Annotated in this window: 18 protein-coding genes; 4 read left to right on the top strand and 14 right to left on the bottom strand. The window is 59.0% G+C overall.

Going from position 1 to position 13,897, the window contains the following annotated elements; translation table 11 throughout:
• Positions 1–8 precede the first annotated feature (8 nt).
• The 10 genes from HF682_RS11295 to HF682_RS11250 form a co-directional block, all read right to left on the bottom strand.
• The gene (locus HF682_RS11295) at positions 9–521 is read right to left on the bottom strand and encodes a hypothetical protein (RefSeq protein ID WP_168877391.1); all 513 of its coding nucleotides are present in this window, start codon (positions 519–521) and stop codon (positions 9–11) included.
• Entirely contained in the window at positions 518–1,057 is a 540-nt protein-coding gene (locus HF682_RS11290) for a hypothetical protein (protein ID WP_168877390.1), read from the bottom strand. The genes HF682_RS11295 and HF682_RS11290 overlap by 4 nt, the downstream gene beginning before the upstream one ends.
• Positions 1,054–1,560 carry a PilN domain-containing protein gene (locus tag HF682_RS11285; RefSeq protein WP_168877389.1) on the bottom strand — a complete coding sequence of 169 codons (507 nt, stop codon included), beginning with the start codon at positions 1,558–1,560 and terminating at the stop codon, positions 1,054–1,056. Before HF682_RS11285 ends, HF682_RS11290 begins: the two co-directional genes overlap by 4 nt.
• Complete coding sequence (locus HF682_RS11280) at positions 1,560–1,748, bottom strand: hypothetical protein (protein WP_168877388.1); 189 nt, start codon at positions 1,746–1,748, stop codon at positions 1,560–1,562. Before HF682_RS11280 ends, HF682_RS11285 begins: the two co-directional genes overlap by 1 nt.
• A gap of 436 nt (positions 1,749–2,184) precedes the next feature.
• The gene (locus HF682_RS11275) at positions 2,185–3,735 is read right to left on the bottom strand and encodes a GspE/PulE family protein (protein ID WP_168877387.1); all 1,551 of its coding nucleotides are present in this window, start codon (positions 3,733–3,735) and stop codon (positions 2,185–2,187) included.
• Positions 3,732–4,916 (bottom strand): type II secretion system F family protein, encoded by a 1,185-nt coding sequence (locus HF682_RS11270; protein ID WP_168877386.1) that lies wholly within the window; start codon positions 4,914–4,916, stop codon positions 3,732–3,734. Before HF682_RS11270 ends, HF682_RS11275 begins: the two co-directional genes overlap by 4 nt.
• 5 nt (positions 4,917–4,921) lie before the next feature.
• Complete coding sequence (gene gspG, locus HF682_RS11265) at positions 4,922–5,335, bottom strand: type II secretion system major pseudopilin GspG (protein WP_240947233.1); 414 nt, start codon at positions 5,333–5,335, stop codon at positions 4,922–4,924.
• Positions 5,336–5,641: 306 nt separating this feature from the next.
• Positions 5,642–6,025, bottom strand: a complete 384-nt coding sequence (locus HF682_RS11260) for a VOC family protein (protein WP_168877384.1) — start codon at positions 6,023–6,025, stop codon at positions 5,642–5,644.
• 81 nt (positions 6,026–6,106) lie between these two features.
• Positions 6,107–7,171 carry a bifunctional transcriptional activator/DNA repair enzyme AdaA gene (locus HF682_RS11255; protein ID WP_168877383.1) on the bottom strand — a complete coding sequence of 355 codons (1,065 nt, stop codon included), beginning with the start codon at positions 7,169–7,171 and terminating at the stop codon, positions 6,107–6,109.
• Positions 7,155–7,931 carry an isocitrate lyase/PEP mutase family protein gene (locus tag HF682_RS11250; RefSeq protein ID WP_168877382.1) on the bottom strand — a complete coding sequence of 259 codons (777 nt, stop codon included), beginning with the start codon at positions 7,929–7,931 and terminating at the stop codon, positions 7,155–7,157. Before HF682_RS11250 ends, HF682_RS11255 begins: the two co-directional genes overlap by 17 nt.
• Before the next feature lie 208 nt (positions 7,932–8,139).
• Here HF682_RS11250 and HF682_RS11245 point away from each other — a divergent pair, with 208 nt between their 5' ends.
• Positions 8,140–8,562, top strand: a complete 423-nt coding sequence (locus HF682_RS11245; protein ID WP_168877381.1) for a hypothetical protein — start codon at positions 8,140–8,142, stop codon at positions 8,560–8,562.
• A complete protein-coding gene (locus HF682_RS11240; protein WP_168877380.1) occupies positions 8,552–9,205 on the top strand; it encodes a DUF6304 family protein in 654 nt (217 codons plus the stop codon). The genes HF682_RS11245 and HF682_RS11240 overlap by 11 nt, the downstream gene beginning before the upstream one ends.
• A 13-nt stretch (positions 9,206–9,218) precedes the next feature.
• Here HF682_RS11240 and HF682_RS11235 read toward each other — a convergent pair whose 3' ends face one another.
• A complete protein-coding gene (locus HF682_RS11235) occupies positions 9,219–9,713 on the bottom strand; it encodes a hypothetical protein (RefSeq protein ID WP_168877379.1) in 495 nt (164 codons plus the stop codon).
• A gap of 314 nt (positions 9,714–10,027) precedes the next feature.
• Between HF682_RS11235 and HF682_RS11230 the strand changes: the two genes are divergently transcribed.
• Entirely contained in the window at positions 10,028–10,750 is a 723-nt protein-coding gene (locus tag HF682_RS11230; protein WP_168877378.1) for a hypothetical protein, read from the top strand.
• A gap of 16 nt (positions 10,751–10,766) precedes the next feature.
• Here HF682_RS11230 and HF682_RS11225 read toward each other — a convergent pair whose 3' ends face one another.
• On the bottom strand, positions 10,767–11,552 hold the full coding sequence (locus tag HF682_RS11225) for a substrate-binding periplasmic protein (RefSeq protein ID WP_168877377.1): 786 nt from the start codon (positions 11,550–11,552) through the stop codon (positions 10,767–10,769).
• Between the two features lie 156 nt (positions 11,553–11,708).
• Here HF682_RS11225 and HF682_RS11220 point away from each other — a divergent pair, with 156 nt between their 5' ends.
• Positions 11,709–12,917 carry a hypothetical protein gene (locus tag HF682_RS11220; protein ID WP_168877376.1) on the top strand — a complete coding sequence of 403 codons (1,209 nt, stop codon included), beginning with the start codon at positions 11,709–11,711 and terminating at the stop codon, positions 12,915–12,917.
• Between the two features lie 2 nt (positions 12,918–12,919).
• On the opposite strand, the gene HF682_RS11215 is transcribed toward HF682_RS11220, so the two are convergent.
• Together HF682_RS11215 and HF682_RS11210 are read right to left on the bottom strand one after the other, a co-directional pair.
• The gene (locus tag HF682_RS11215) at positions 12,920–13,441 is read right to left on the bottom strand and encodes an O-acetyl-ADP-ribose deacetylase (RefSeq protein ID WP_168877375.1); all 522 of its coding nucleotides are present in this window, start codon (positions 13,439–13,441) and stop codon (positions 12,920–12,922) included.
• Positions 13,438–13,824 carry a MerR family transcriptional regulator gene (locus HF682_RS11210; RefSeq protein WP_205882034.1) on the bottom strand — a complete coding sequence of 129 codons (387 nt, stop codon included), beginning with the start codon at positions 13,822–13,824 and terminating at the stop codon, positions 13,438–13,440. The genes HF682_RS11215 and HF682_RS11210 overlap by 4 nt, the downstream gene beginning before the upstream one ends.
• Between the last annotated feature and the right edge of the window lie 73 nt (positions 13,825–13,897).

Below are 13,897 nucleotides of genomic sequence, written 5' to 3'. Positions count from 1 at the left end.
ATGAATCATCATGGTGTGCTATTCGGTATGTTCAAAGTTTGTGTCTGGTTCAACGGCAGGTACAGTAAAGTAATTGCCTGTGGTCCAATGGCGACGACCTTGTAGTGGTCTCCAATCTTGCTGCCCTCTTTGACCGTAAGACTCTCAGCCCCTTGCCCAAGGAACACGCGCCACTGGTTCCCATCGTGCAACCTGCCCAGATAAGTAAAGGGTAACGGTGGGGCTGTCGGTTCCGGTGGAGGCGCAGGCGGCGGTGGTGGTGGGGGAGGTGGCGGCGGCGGGTGCAACCAAGCATCACTCCCATACAAGATACCGTTGTCGGGCTTGCTGGCTTCCGCTTGGTAAATGGGCTGCAGGTCCAGCAAAGGCTGGCTGGCTGGCACGGCGGGCGTTGGCTTGGGTGCGCTGGCGCCTCGTTCGGCAGCTTCTACTGGTGGTACGGGTGTTTGCTCTGGTGCAAACCAGACCAGGCCTGCGGTGATCAGGGCCAGCAGAGCCAGAATGGCATGACGTTGCTTCATGTGCCTGCTCCTGCTGCCAACTGATAACTCTGCAACATGATATCAGCGTGGTATACCCCTTCCGGCTGGGTGGCTTCGCGCACCAAGGTCATCCGTTGTATGGCAGCTGCGGGGGCATTGCGGCGCAATACATGGGCAAACTGGCTGAGCTGGCTATAGCTCCCTTTTAACTGTACCGAGATATTCAGTGCCACCAGTTGAGTGTGCTCGACGCGTGACCATTGATAATCCGCGCGCTCAATACTTAGGCGGCTATGGTCGGCAGCAGCGAACAGGATTGCCATCATTTCCGGTTGAGCTTTGGCGGATTGGCGGACAAAACCATCAAATTGCTGCAAGCGTTGCTGGTTAAGCTGCACCGGGTCAACGGTGGCGACCTGAGGCTTGACTGCTGTCGGTTGAATGGGGCGTGGTGTCAGCGGTGTGGGGTGTGTTACCCAAATCACCATGCCCAGCAATGTCAACAGGCATACCAAGACCGGTATCCATAGTCCGTGGCGCGCACGACGCTGCCAGTTCAGCCATTGCGCATTCACCAGCTCACCTCAATGTCGAATTGAAGCAGGTTAATGCCTTGATCGGTTGCCATCTGGCTGTGTGAGCGTAACGTCACCCGCCGCAGAGCTGGTTGCTGCTTCAGCTTTTGCAGCAGGTTCAGCAAAGATACTTGGTCCGCCGAGCGGCCACTCAGCTGGACTTGTCGTGAGGCTGTGTTGAGTACCATCTGGTCAACCGTGGTTTTGTTATTCCCAGCCTGACTAATGGCATGCAATACCGCCCCCCAAGGCGTGCCCAATTGGTTGATGACTTTTTGGGTGGCTTCGACTTGCTCGCGAAAGCCCTCGGGTACCGGTCTCATTTGAGGGGTATGAGGAGCGGGGCGTTGAGCGATGGGTGTCGCCGCTTGTTGTCGAGCTTGCCACTGCTGCAAGGCAAGCCCGATCAGCAGCGTATTCAACAAAACCAATATGGCCAGCAGCACTTGGGGCAAGCGCGAAGCGGGGCGATGCTGCAATTGAATGCGTGGCGGGCGACCCATTAAGCCTGCCCCCGCTGAACATGCGCAGGTAAGCGAAAGCCTGCCAGCAGGGCAAATGGGTCGTCCAGTCGCACCGCCTGCACCGTATGGGTTGCCCACAGCTGCAGCTGTGTTTGCAGCCACGCCACAGCCTGATCAGGCGCAGTAGCGGGAGCCTCAAGCAGCAAATCGGGTAGGTTTGCGTCCAACAGCAATAAACTCATACCCTCTGGGTGGATACTCCATAAGGCGCCATTCTCAATCAGCTGCAGACGCAGCAGGTTATATCGCGCCACCAACCAAGGTGTCGCGATTGCCCGGGTAGTCTTTTGTATTTCCAATGCTTCCGGAGTCAGGTGGCATGCCCATATCCGCGTCTTGCCAACCGATGTCCACTGCAAGGCATCTGGTGAGCCCTGCCATTGCATCTGACCTTGTAACCAAGCAGGCACCTCTGCCAGCTGTAATCCATGCGGACAGGCCAGTATGGCTTGCTGTGTTGTGCAGGGGGCCAACATGACACGGGGTGACGGTCGATACCATCGCGGAGCGGGTAGTGTAGCTGTTGTGGCACCCAGCACCCATTGGGTCTGATCTCCCGTGATGGGGTGCAGCCCGCTGTGGCTGAGCCACCAGCCCGATGGCTTAACCTTGGGCTGTGACACGAAGTACCTCTTCTGCAGTGGTCCAGCCGGCATGCAACAGATCCAGTGCGGCATCCCGCATGGGGCGAGTTCCTGCTTGTTGCGCCAGCCGCTTCAGCTGACTGACGGAGCCACGCGCCAGAATATGCTCACGAATGTCGTCATTCAGCACCAGTACTTCACCAATGGCCTTACGGCCGGCATAGCCGGTATGACGACACGCCGCGCAGCCTCGGCCACGTTGCATGCTGGCGATTTTTGTGCCGAGCCTGTGTTGTTGCTGTTGATCCAGTGCCACCGTTTCCCGGCATTGGCTGCAGTTGATGCGCAACAGCCGTTGTGCCAGCACGGTATTGACTGCTGAGACAAAGCTATAGGGATCCACCCCCATATGGAAAAAGCGTGCCAGCACATCAAAGGCATTGTTGGCATGCACAGTGGTGTACACCAGATGCCCGGTCAAGGCAGACTGGATGGAGATTTCTGCAGTTTCCGGATCGCGAATTTCACCCACCAGAATGGTATCGGGGTCATGCCTCAGAATGGAACGCAGCCCCCGGGCGAAAGTTAACCCTTTTTTTTCATTCACCGGGATTTGCAGTACACCATCCAGCTCATACTCGATAGGGTCTTCAATGGTGATGATCTTGTCGAGCCCGGTGTATACTTCATTGATCGCCGCATACAGGGTAGTGGTTTTGCCACTCCCGGTAGGCCCGGTGACCAACAGCATGCCATGAGGGAGTCGTGCTGCTTCGCGCACAGCCGAGACCACATCCTCTGAAAACCCAAGTGAGGCCAGCGTCAGCCCTTGGCTTCCGGTTTCCAGTGCGCGTTTGTCCAGCACCCGGATGACCGCATCCTCACCATGGATACTAGGCATGATGGAGACACGGAAATCAATGGCACGACCCAGTGGCGCTGCGCGGAAACGACCGTCTTGAGGGACACGCCGCTCCGCTATATCCAGCTCAGCCAGTACTTTCAGCCTGGAGATAACTTGTTCGGCCACGGGTGTTCCATCGTGCTTGCTGAGCTCAATCAGCACACCATCCAGCCGTAACTTGATGACCAAACCACTGGAACGCGTTTCCAGGTGTAAATCGCTGGCCCCGTCGCGTAAGGCATCTGCCAGTGCATTGTCCAGAATGGTAATGGCGGGCGAGGTGCCGGAACTGGCCGGATGAACTGCTAATGGCGGCGCAGACTGCGGCAACATGCCTTGCACAATCTGACTGACCAGCAACGGTTGGCCATAGCGAGCCTGTCTCGCAGCAGCCCAACGTAAGGTGGCCGGGTCGGTAGGGTCGCAGAGCAAGATGCGTATTTGCCCTTGATATTGCCCTAACCGACCGCCTGCGACGTGATCATCCAGCCAGTGGATGAAAGGTAGCTCTGTATCGGCAATATGGCCCAAGCCGAACTCTTTAGCCAACCGAGGTAGTGCCACGGTGATATCCGAGTGCGCGTGAAGCTCGGCATAGGCCTGCAACAGGCTGAGTCCCGCAGCATGTTGCTTTTGATGAGCCTGCTCCAACCAGTGCTTGCTCATTGCAATGCACTCGCTAGCTCAAAGATCGGCATATACATCAAAACCACGACCCCCCCCACCCCGATACCGATGCCCAGCATCAAAAGTGGCTCAAAGAGTCTGGAGAAGCGTTCCAGCCAGCGTTCATTGTCTTCGTCATGAAAGTCCGCTATCCGATGAAAGCAGGCAGAAAGGTCACCGCTTTGCTCACCGATTGCCAACAAACTTGCGGCGACCTCCGTTGCAAGCCCTTGTTCATTAAAGCTATGGGCAATCCCATAACCTTCCTGCAGCTTGACAGCGCAGGCCGCCAGCTGACGATCAAATCGAGCAGCGACACCCCCACGTACCATGTTCAGGGACTGTAGCAGTGCTATACCACTTCCCAACAACAAGGCTAAGGAGCGGTAGAGTCGCGACAGGGCAAAGTATCGTTGCCGACGGGCAAAAGCCGGTATCAAGAGCAAAGGGGCAAGCAGCCAGCGCCGTCCCTGTGGAGTCGCTGCCATGAATGTCATGGCCGAAACCAGCAGGGCCAATGCGATGAGTAAAGACCGCTGGTAGGTATTGATCCAACCACCCAAGTGCATCAAAAGGCGTGAGAACAGAGGAAGGTCTCGCCGAATGTCTTCAAAAATCAGGCTAAAGCGAGGAACCACATACATCAGCAGGAAGACCATCACAGCCATGCCAACGATGCTCAGCGTAATCGGGTAGAGCAGGGTGGACATCAACTTGCGCTTGACCTGGTCCATTTCCCGCCGATACTGCAGATAACGCTCTGTCGCTGGCAGCAGGTTGCCGCTGGTTTCACTGGCTCGAATCGTGGCGACCAGCACATCATCAAACATGGCGGGGTGCTGGGCAAGGGCAGCAGAGAAGGTGTGCCCGGCGCGGATGGCATCCAATAGCTGCGACAGTACCCGCTGCGACGTTTCACGTTGTTCCTTGCGTAACAACACCTGCAAGGATTCGACCAGACCAAGGCCCGCACGCAGCAGAGAAGCCAACTCCTGCAGAAAAGATACAGCAGGAAAGCGATCTCCCCACGACCAGCTCAATCGTGATTTGCCCTCAGGGGTAAAGGACACGATGACCTTCCCGCTTAGCTCTGGCAAGTTTGCCAGCGCCGAGGCATCAGCGGCTTGTACCCGCTGATCAGTGATCTGGCCATTGTCGACCACGCGTACTTTGAACCACATGCTGTTTACAGGCCCAAGTCTGCGTCCAGGCCGCTGCCGCCTGGTACGCCATCCTTGCCATAGCTGATGACGCGGAAGCTGTCTTCCTGTGGGCGGAGTTCATACCGATAATCGTGACCCCAGGGGTCCTTGGGAATAGGCTTCTTCAAATAAGGCCCACGCCAGGTGCTTAGCCCTGCAGGCGAGGTGTTCAAGGCAGCTAGTCCTTCCTCTGCGCTTGGATAGCGCCCCGTATCCAGACGGAACTGATCCAGTGCTTTGCCCGCCGCATCCAGCTGAGCTTGGGCCGCTTTGACTTCGGCATTTCCAACTTGCCCAAAGTACCGAGGCGCGACATAACCGACCAGCAAGCCCAGTATGGCTACGACAACCAGCAGTTCCATCAAGGTAAAGCCACGGGTGTTAATACGCGTATCCATAGGGGGTGCGGGCTGTGTATGCATGTCCAGCGCATTGTACATGATCGCGGGTACATGATCTTGTACTAATGCGAGCAAGTAATACGGGCAAGTTATGAGTGCTGAACGGTGTACTCGCGTTCACTTGACAGTATGGTCGCGAGTGGGCGAGGGGGCAGGCGCTTGACCCAGTAACATTCTGAGACACGACAAATATCGTTATCTTGAATTACTTAAATTAAATCGGTGTCTTGTATTGTACTAACAGTTGGTACCATTCAGAAAAGCCCGATATGGATCGGGCTTGTCGATAGGGTGGGGCTTCGATTATTCGTTACACACTACGGCCAGCTTGTTGCCTGAGGGGTCGCGGACGTAGGTGGCGTACCAAGTAGGGGTGTAGTGGGGGCGGGGGCCGGGGGCGCCTTCGTCACTGCCGCCGTGGGCCATGGCGGCCTGGTAGAAGGCATCGACTTCGGCGTGTGTGCTCACCATGAAGGCAAACATGGTGCCGTTACCCGCGGTGGCGGGTTCACCGTTGAAGGGCTCGCACAGCCAGAGTGTCAGGTCTTTGCCTTCGCCGCCCTTGGAGTAGCCACGCCAGCCGGGAAACTCGGCGTGCATGGCCCAGCCGAGCAGTGGCAGGGTCGCGTCATAAAAGGCATTGCTGCGGGCAGCGTCCTGCACGCCAAGGGTGACATAGTTCGCCATGTTGCGCTCCATCAAATTATGATATGAAACATTCGTTCTATATCATGACGAGGTTTGTGCAAAATGACAAGAGATTCGTGCTTATGCCGCCCTGTCCTTTGGGCTATGGTGCTGTTCGTGGTCTAGTAACCACTGCTTGCGGGCCAGTCCGCCACCATAGCCGGTAAGGCTGCCGTCTTTGCCGAGAACCCTATGGCAGGGCACGATAATGGACACGCGGTTGGCCCCGTTGGCGCTGGCGACGGCCCGTACCGCCTGCGGGTTACCCAGCCTTTGTGCTTGATCCGCATAACTGGCGGTGCCGCCATAGGGGATGGCCTGCAGGGCTTGCCAGACGGACTGCTGGAACGGACTGCCGGGCAGGTCCAGGGCTACCGTGAATTGCTGGCGTGTGCCGGCGAAGTATTCTGCCATTTCACGCTCGGTTTGGCGGGTGTGGGTGTTTTCGCCAGCCAGGATCGGCGCCTTGAGCAGGCGCTGCAGGTCGCGGAACTCGGTTTCCAGCATGCGGCGATCCACAAACTCCAGCAAGCAGACACCTTGTTCACTGGCGCAGACAAACATCGGCCCCAGCGGGGTGGTAAAGCGATGGATGAGCAGCACTTGGCCTTGCGTCGTTGGCGATGACCCGGTGAGCTTCTTGTAGGTATAGCCAAAACCGCTGAGCGAGTCATAGCCGCTGTCCAGCGCGGTGTCGGTCGCTCGGCGTCCCCCTTTTAACTCTTCTAACGCCGTGTTGATGCGAAAGGCGCGCTGGAAAGCCTGGAAACTCATGCCATAGTGCTGCTGAAACCAGCGGCGGATGCGCTCCGGACTGATGCCCCGGGCGCGCAATTCGCCATCGGTGAGGCGTTCTTTCGGGTGTTGTCGTACCCAGGCGATGGCTTCCGCGATGTCCGGTGGGGCAGCGTGGGCATTCTCGGTGGGGCGGCACACCTTGCAGGGACGAAACCCGGCGTCAATGGCTTCCTTGAAGCCGGTATAGAACACCACATTCTCTGGCTTGGGCTTGCGTGCCCGGCAGGTGGCAATGCAGAACACCCCCGTGGTTTTCACCCCAACATAGAAAATGCCGACATGGTCTGCCGCACGCGCGACCAGCGCGCGATAGTAGTCGGCAATCTGCCGTTCATCCGTGATGGGCATGTTCAAACACACAGTGGAAGGATTGTTCGGAACGCACAGTGGCAAACAGCTGCTGCAGTGTCTGCTGTACGCGGCCATGCAGGAAATTGCCCATGCTGATGCGCTTGACACCGAGTGCGGCGAGCTGCGGGAAGGTGGGTAGACCCGGCATACACATGACGTTCAGGGGCTGGGCGATGCGGGCAGCCAGTTCACGGATGGCTTCGGCCTGAATGATACCCGGCACAAATAGCCCGTCAGCCCCGCATTCACCATAGCGCTGTCCACGTGCCAGGGTTTGCTCAAGTGCGTCTGGCAAGCCGAGCAAATAGGCTTCGGTGCGCACATTGATAAACAGATTAACCCCGGCCGCCTGCAAGCCTTGGCGAATGGCCTGCAGGCGCTGGCCAAACACCTCTGCCTCCAGCATGCTGCGCTGGCCGTTGACCACCACACTGTCCTCCAGATTGATGCCGACTACACCTTGCGCGGCGAGCGCGAGCAGATTCTGCACCACGGCTCCAGCGGTTTCACCATAGCCTGCTTCCATATCGACACTGAGCGGCAGTGTGGAGACCGCGCGGATACGAGTGACGACTTCCAGCAATTCGACAAAGCTCAGCCCTTCACCATCGGCATAGCCCAGCATGTCGGCAATGGCGGCACTGGAGGTCCCCTGTGCGGCGTAACCGGCAGCTTCAGCCGCACGGGCGCTGGCGGCATCCCAGACATTGGCCAGCAAGAGCGGTGACGATTGCTGGTGTAATTCGGCGAATGTCATGATGTGAAACCTTTGTGTTGAACAGGTGCTCATCATGGGTTCTCACGCAATCCCTCACAACCGAAAACCGGACGAGTATTTTTCTGCGTCTGGATCCGCCGCTGAGACTGCGAGCGGGCAGGGCGGCAATGGTATGATAGGCGATCGTGACGGGCAATCCAGCCCTCAATAGCGTGTTGACCCTGTACTGATCTGTTCTGGAGTGTCTGTGCCTGATCCTGCCTTTTCCCGCTCCCTGCGCAATGCCGGCGAAGGGCTCTTGCTCTGTGTGCTGACCAGCGTACAAGCGTTCATGTACGACACAGCCACTCGGCAGCGCCTGTTGGCGCAAAGCCTGGGTTACACACACAGTGACCTGAATCTGTATATGGCCGTGCTGGGCCTTGCGGGCATCCTGCTGTTATGGCTCAGCTTTATTGTCATCCGCTTGCGGCAGGGCAGCTGGACACCTGGCCTGCGGGTGTTGGGCCAGGGCGGTCTGGCATGCAGTGTGCTGCATGCGGGCTGGTTCGGCTATCAAACCTTGCTGTTGATCCTGCAGCAGCAACGCAGCGTGGCAGACTTGTCACTGGTGCTGCTGTTGTTGCTGCCCTTGTGGCTGTATCGCCGGCTGCTGGCTGTTGAACGCTGACACAACACCGGCGCGTTATCAGGACGCACTCGGTGAGCTGAGCGGCAGTCTGCATAATGATGGCAAGTGGCTAACCCTCACCCTGGGCGACACGCGCTTCTCCGGTATGGCATTCGATAGTCTGAGCCCGGAATCTCCGTTGCCAGACGGTAGTCGCTTTCAGCTACAGCATGATGTGCTGTGCCAATGCGCTCTGTACTTGAGGCTGCCGCTGACCTTGCTGTCGGCAGAGGGGCCGCAGGCGGCACAGCTGGAGATCATCCAGCACCTGGGGCAACCCGCCCCTCATGGCGGGCTGGATCGTGCTGACCTGCAATTGCAGCTGCATATGCCGCCACAGCACTGGCGCAGCCGCGAAGGCCGTAGCGATTTTGAAGACGCCTTGCTGGACCTGCAACGGCAACTGCCGGATGGGCTACGCCTGCGCTGCTGCTTTGGCTGCCAGTACGGCGATTACAGCGTATATGGGCAAGGCTCCTTCGGCAGTCTGATGTGCTTTCGGGAGTACAAAGCGATCTACGACCAGGTGCGCAGCAAGCTGGATTATCGACAACAACTGGACCAGTTCAGCCATACCGTGCAGGAAACCGGGTGCTGCCCCGAGTTTACGCTGCGCAAGCCAGGGGCAGGCTACCGGGGCTGAGCGGTATGCTGTGTCAGTTTGGTACCGGTTCCGCGTCCACTGGAATGTGCAAGGCGGTGCCGTCTCCCACCTGTAACGGCCACGCCCGATCGCGTACACGCAGGGTCATCTGATCTCCTCCCGCCAAGCGCTGCCACACTTCTCCACTGACTTGTCGCCAGTGGGCGCAACCGTTGCGGTCCAGTTTGCCGCTATAGAGTGTGGCCGGTAGGGTCAGGTCACGCCAGGCTTGCAGCTGCCAGCGCTGGCCGGGTTTCCAGCGGTATTCACCACGCTGCAGGCATGCCCGCAAGGCGATTGGTTTGCCCGGCAGCGCCGGAGGCGATTGATGGAGGGCCTGCAGATGCCGTCCCCAGGCCAAGCGGTAGCCAATGGCCTCCTGCAGCGCGATGGTGGCTGCATCTTGCAGCTGACGTTGTTTGAGCAGGGCAAGCTGTGCCGCGAGCTTGCCGAGGTCTGTTTCCTGTTGCCAGTTGGTGAGCGGGGTGGAGGCGTGCGCAATGTTCAAAAGTGTTGCGGCAAGTAGAGCGAAGATGATGCGCATTGGGTAGATCCTTGGGTGCGGGGAACACATGCTGTCGTGTCTGACTGGTCTACTCCCGCATCAGTTCACGCGGTTGGCCATGCTATCCCTGTCTTTAGTCCGTACCGGCCTCTGCCTTGGCGGGGGGAGGTAGGATGTCGGCGATACCACTTGATCGTGACCAAGCGGAACATTCTCTAGAAACACCACTCTCATGACAACCAGATAGTACACTCCGCCGTTGAGTGGGTTGAGATGGGGGCTGGATGAGATTCAATGTAAAGCTGACTGGCGCTTGCATGTTGCTGCTTGTAACGGCGGCCAAGGCTGGAAATACTCCTGAGCAGATGACGTCGCTGTACTTGCGTGCGATGGTCAATTATGAGCGTGACGCAGCCAGGGAGCTGAACCACTTGACTGCGGCGCCCATGAAGCGACAGGGCTTGCCTTTGCTGGACCTGAACTGGATTCAACAGATCCATGAGCGTGCCCCGGCGCAGTTTGCGGCCAAGCTGGCCAAGCAGAGAGGGGAATCGTTTCGTGAGCCGGCCCGTGCCATGATGGCGGCGCAGATTGCCTTGCTCAAGCAGGTGCGCTGCTCGGTGCTGGATTCGCGGGAGGAGAGTCAGGGCAAGCTGGTGTTTGCGCGTGTGCGCTATCGCTGTGAGGGGCCGGATCTTCTGTCGGGAGAGGAGGCTCTGCGGGCTTTGCTCAAGGATGTGTATCTGGCGCGGGCTGAAGGGGGAGATCTTCAGCAGATCGAGCGTGTAGCGCTGGAGCGGATGGCCGCTCTGTATCAAGCGGCCCGCCAGACACGTACGATAGAAGGTGAATTCAGCTTGCAACGCTTTGGCAGCAGCAAGCAACCCCTGTGGTGGAGTGAGTCCGGCAGCATGCTGCCGCAGCAGGTGCTGGCGGCGCTGCTGCAGCCGGTGCCCTGTGCCAGCAGCGAAAGCCGTTGTGACATGAACGAGGTGCGGCAGCAGCTGGGTTTGCCACGACCTTCCGCCAGCGACCGTTGATGGGGCAGATGCCGCTTCAGTCAGGCGGCAGGCCCAAGGGTATCCGGGTGCGCTCCGCGAGTTGCAGCTTCTGCGCGACCTGTCCGAAAAATTGCTGGTACAGGCGGGCGTGGCTGCCGTCCTTCATGGCCTTGGCTAATGCGCGCTGCAGGGCTTGTGCCAGCTCTGGCCGCTTCGGGTTCACATAAAAATAGAAATCCTGCGGGTAGGTCAGCAGCACATTGGGTTCGATGGTCAGGGTGGGGTGTGCTACCACCTCGTCCAACACTTCAAATGCGCCGCGCGGAAAATAATCGACGCCCCGTGATCGTGAGGCGAGCAAAGTGAACAGGTCTGACCATTCCCCCTCATGTACATAGACCGGGAGCTGGTTGTACTTCCAGATTGCAACATCCCGCCAGCCACTGCCCAGCCCCGCTGTCAGCCCGCTGCGCTGCAGTTGCTCCAGCGTACGGATGTGGGCAAAGCGGCCTTCGGTTCCTGGTGGGATTAGCAGGACACGCTGCCCGATCAGGCCATTGGTCAGGGGTATATTGACCCGGATAAACTGCTTGTCGCGTTCCGGCGTGGCCAGCATCCAGTACACATCAATGTCGCCTTTTTCCAGCAGCAGGTAGACCCGCTTGTGGCGAGGGATGGGCACATTACGCACCTGCAGGGTCTGACCATCGGCCATCAGGGCATTGAGTGCCAGCTGCTGGAAGAAGGCATCGTTATGGCGGTCGTTGACCGGGAAATTGATGCGCAGGGGGGCGGCCAGCAGTGATGAGGGCAGCAGCAAGAGCATTATCCAGCGCAGCATATTGGCCCCTCCGCTCGATGAGATGGTTATCCGAGTATAGATCATGGGGCAGGAACGTGGGCCAGCCAGGTGATGGCTAGTCGAACCACCACTGGCTCTGTCGCGTGATTTATGGCATGGTGAGGCGCTTTCCCCCACCCCCTGGAGTTGCTGATCATGCTGGACCGAATTGCTGAAGCGTATGCCCGACTTGTGCTGTCTACCGGCCTGCACGATGACAGCTATGTGGATGCCTGGGTCGGCCCGGCTGAATGGCGAACCCAGCCGGAAGCGCTAGACTTGACTGAATTGCAGCAACGCTCGGCCACCTTGCTGGCAGAGCTCGAAGTACGCCCCTTGAGTGGGCTACCGGAAGCGGAGCAGCAGCGGCAAGCCTATCTGCACAAGCACTTGATCGCCCTGCACGCCCACCTTCGCCGCCTGCAAGGGGAGCGCTTCCGTTTCGATGAAGAATCCCGCCTGCTGTACGACGCGGTATGCCCGCCCCTGAGCGCGGCCGATTTTGATCCGGTGCTGACTGAGCTGGCGCAATTGCTGCCGGGTGATGGCCCCCTGCATGTCCGTGCCCGCGAATGGCTGAGTGGCTTTGATATCCCGCGTGAGAAGCTGGACGCGGTATTCACAGTCGCCATGGATGCCGCACGTGAACGCACCCGACCCTATATTGCCCTGCCGGAAGGGGAGTCCTGCAAGCTGGGTTACGTGCAGGACAAGGTATGGGGGGGCTATAACTGGTATCTGGGGCAGGGGCACAGCCTGGTGGAGGTCAATACCGATTTCCCGATGCCGCTGGCACGTGCCATTGACCTTGCCTGTCATGAGGCCTATCCGGGGCATCATGTGCAAAGCAGTTTGATCGAGCTGGAGCTGGTGCAGCAGCGTGGCTGGATGGAATATGCCGCCTTCCCGCTGTATAGCCCGCTCTCCTGCCTGGCGGAGGGAGCGGCCAATTACGGCATTCTGCTGGCTTTTCCCGGCGACAGCCGCATCCAGTTCGAGCGTGAGGTGTTGTGCCCGCTGGCGGGGCTACCGGCTGATGACTTGCCGCGCTATCACCGGGTGCTGACCTTGCTGGATCGCCTCAGCTATGTGGACAACTGGGTGGCGCGCGACTGGCAGGATGGTCTGCTGGATGCTGATGGTGCCCGCGCCCGCTTGCAGCAATACCGGGTGAGTGACGAAGCCCGAGCGGCACAGCGTTTCCGCTTTATCGAGAAGAATGGCTCTTACGTCATCAACTACAACCTTGGTCTGGATCTGGTAGCTGCCTGGGTGGAGCGGCAGGCCGGAGCCGACCTCTCTCTGCGCTGGCAAGCCCTCTCCCGCATGCTGCACCGCCCGCTGACCGCGTCGATGATGGTTTGACGCTAGGGGGTGGCAGGCTCACCGCCCTGCAGCAGGCGCTGGTAAATAGCCAGGTCCTGCGCGGAAAAACAGCAGAAGGTGATGTCCATCGCTTGAGTGGCGGTGGACAAAAAGGCCTGTGACACCGCAATGGCAATCTCAGCCGCTGCCGATACCGGATAGCCGTAGATACCGGTGCTGATGCCTGGAAACGCCAGCGTGCGAACGCCGTGTGCGGCGGCCAGCTGCAGGCTGTTGCGGTAACAACTGGCCAGTAATGCGGGCTCCCCCTGCTCGCCGCCACGCCAGACCGGACCCACGGTATGGATAATGTAGCGGGCGGGTAAACGGTAGCCTTGGGTCAGCTTGGCCTGCCCGGTTTTGCAGCCGCCCAGCAGGCGGCATTCATGCAGCAGGTCCGGCCCTGCGGCCCGGTGGATGGCACCATCCACACCACCGCCACCCAGCAAGGACGAGTTGGCGGCGTTCACAATCGCCTCCACCGGCAAGGTGGTGATGTCGGCACGCAGGGCAAACAGGGTCATTGTTGGGCCCATCCTGGCGGGCAGGTGGCGGGGGCTTGCGTGCGCTCACCCAACAGCGGGCATTGCTGCACGATTTCATGCGCCAATTGCTGACGTAAGGTTTGCAGGGCAAGGATGCGCTGGTCCAGCTCTTGCAGCTTGAGTTGCAAGACCTCCATCACCTTCTGAGCCGGGTCGGGCGCATCCCAGATGTCCGGCAGGCGTGCGCTGATCTCGGCCAGGGTGAAGCCGAGTCGCTGCGCATTACGAATGTACTGTACCAGCAGCACGCTGGCCTGCGGGTAGTCCCGGTAACCGTTACCCAGCCGGCTGGCGCGCAGCAGGCCACGCTGTTCATAAAAACGCAGGGTTTCGCGGCTGACGCCGGTGGCTTGCGCCAACATGCCGATTTTCATTGGGGCCGATCACACCATGAAGAGCTTGACCTTGTAGTTTACTTCAAGGTTTACGCTGTGT

Source organism: Leeia aquatica, from assembly GCF_012641365.1.
GTDB classification, from domain to species: Bacteria; Pseudomonadota; Gammaproteobacteria; order Burkholderiales; family Leeiaceae; genus Leeia; species Leeia aquatica.
This window is presented reverse-complemented; position numbering and strand designations above follow the sequence as displayed.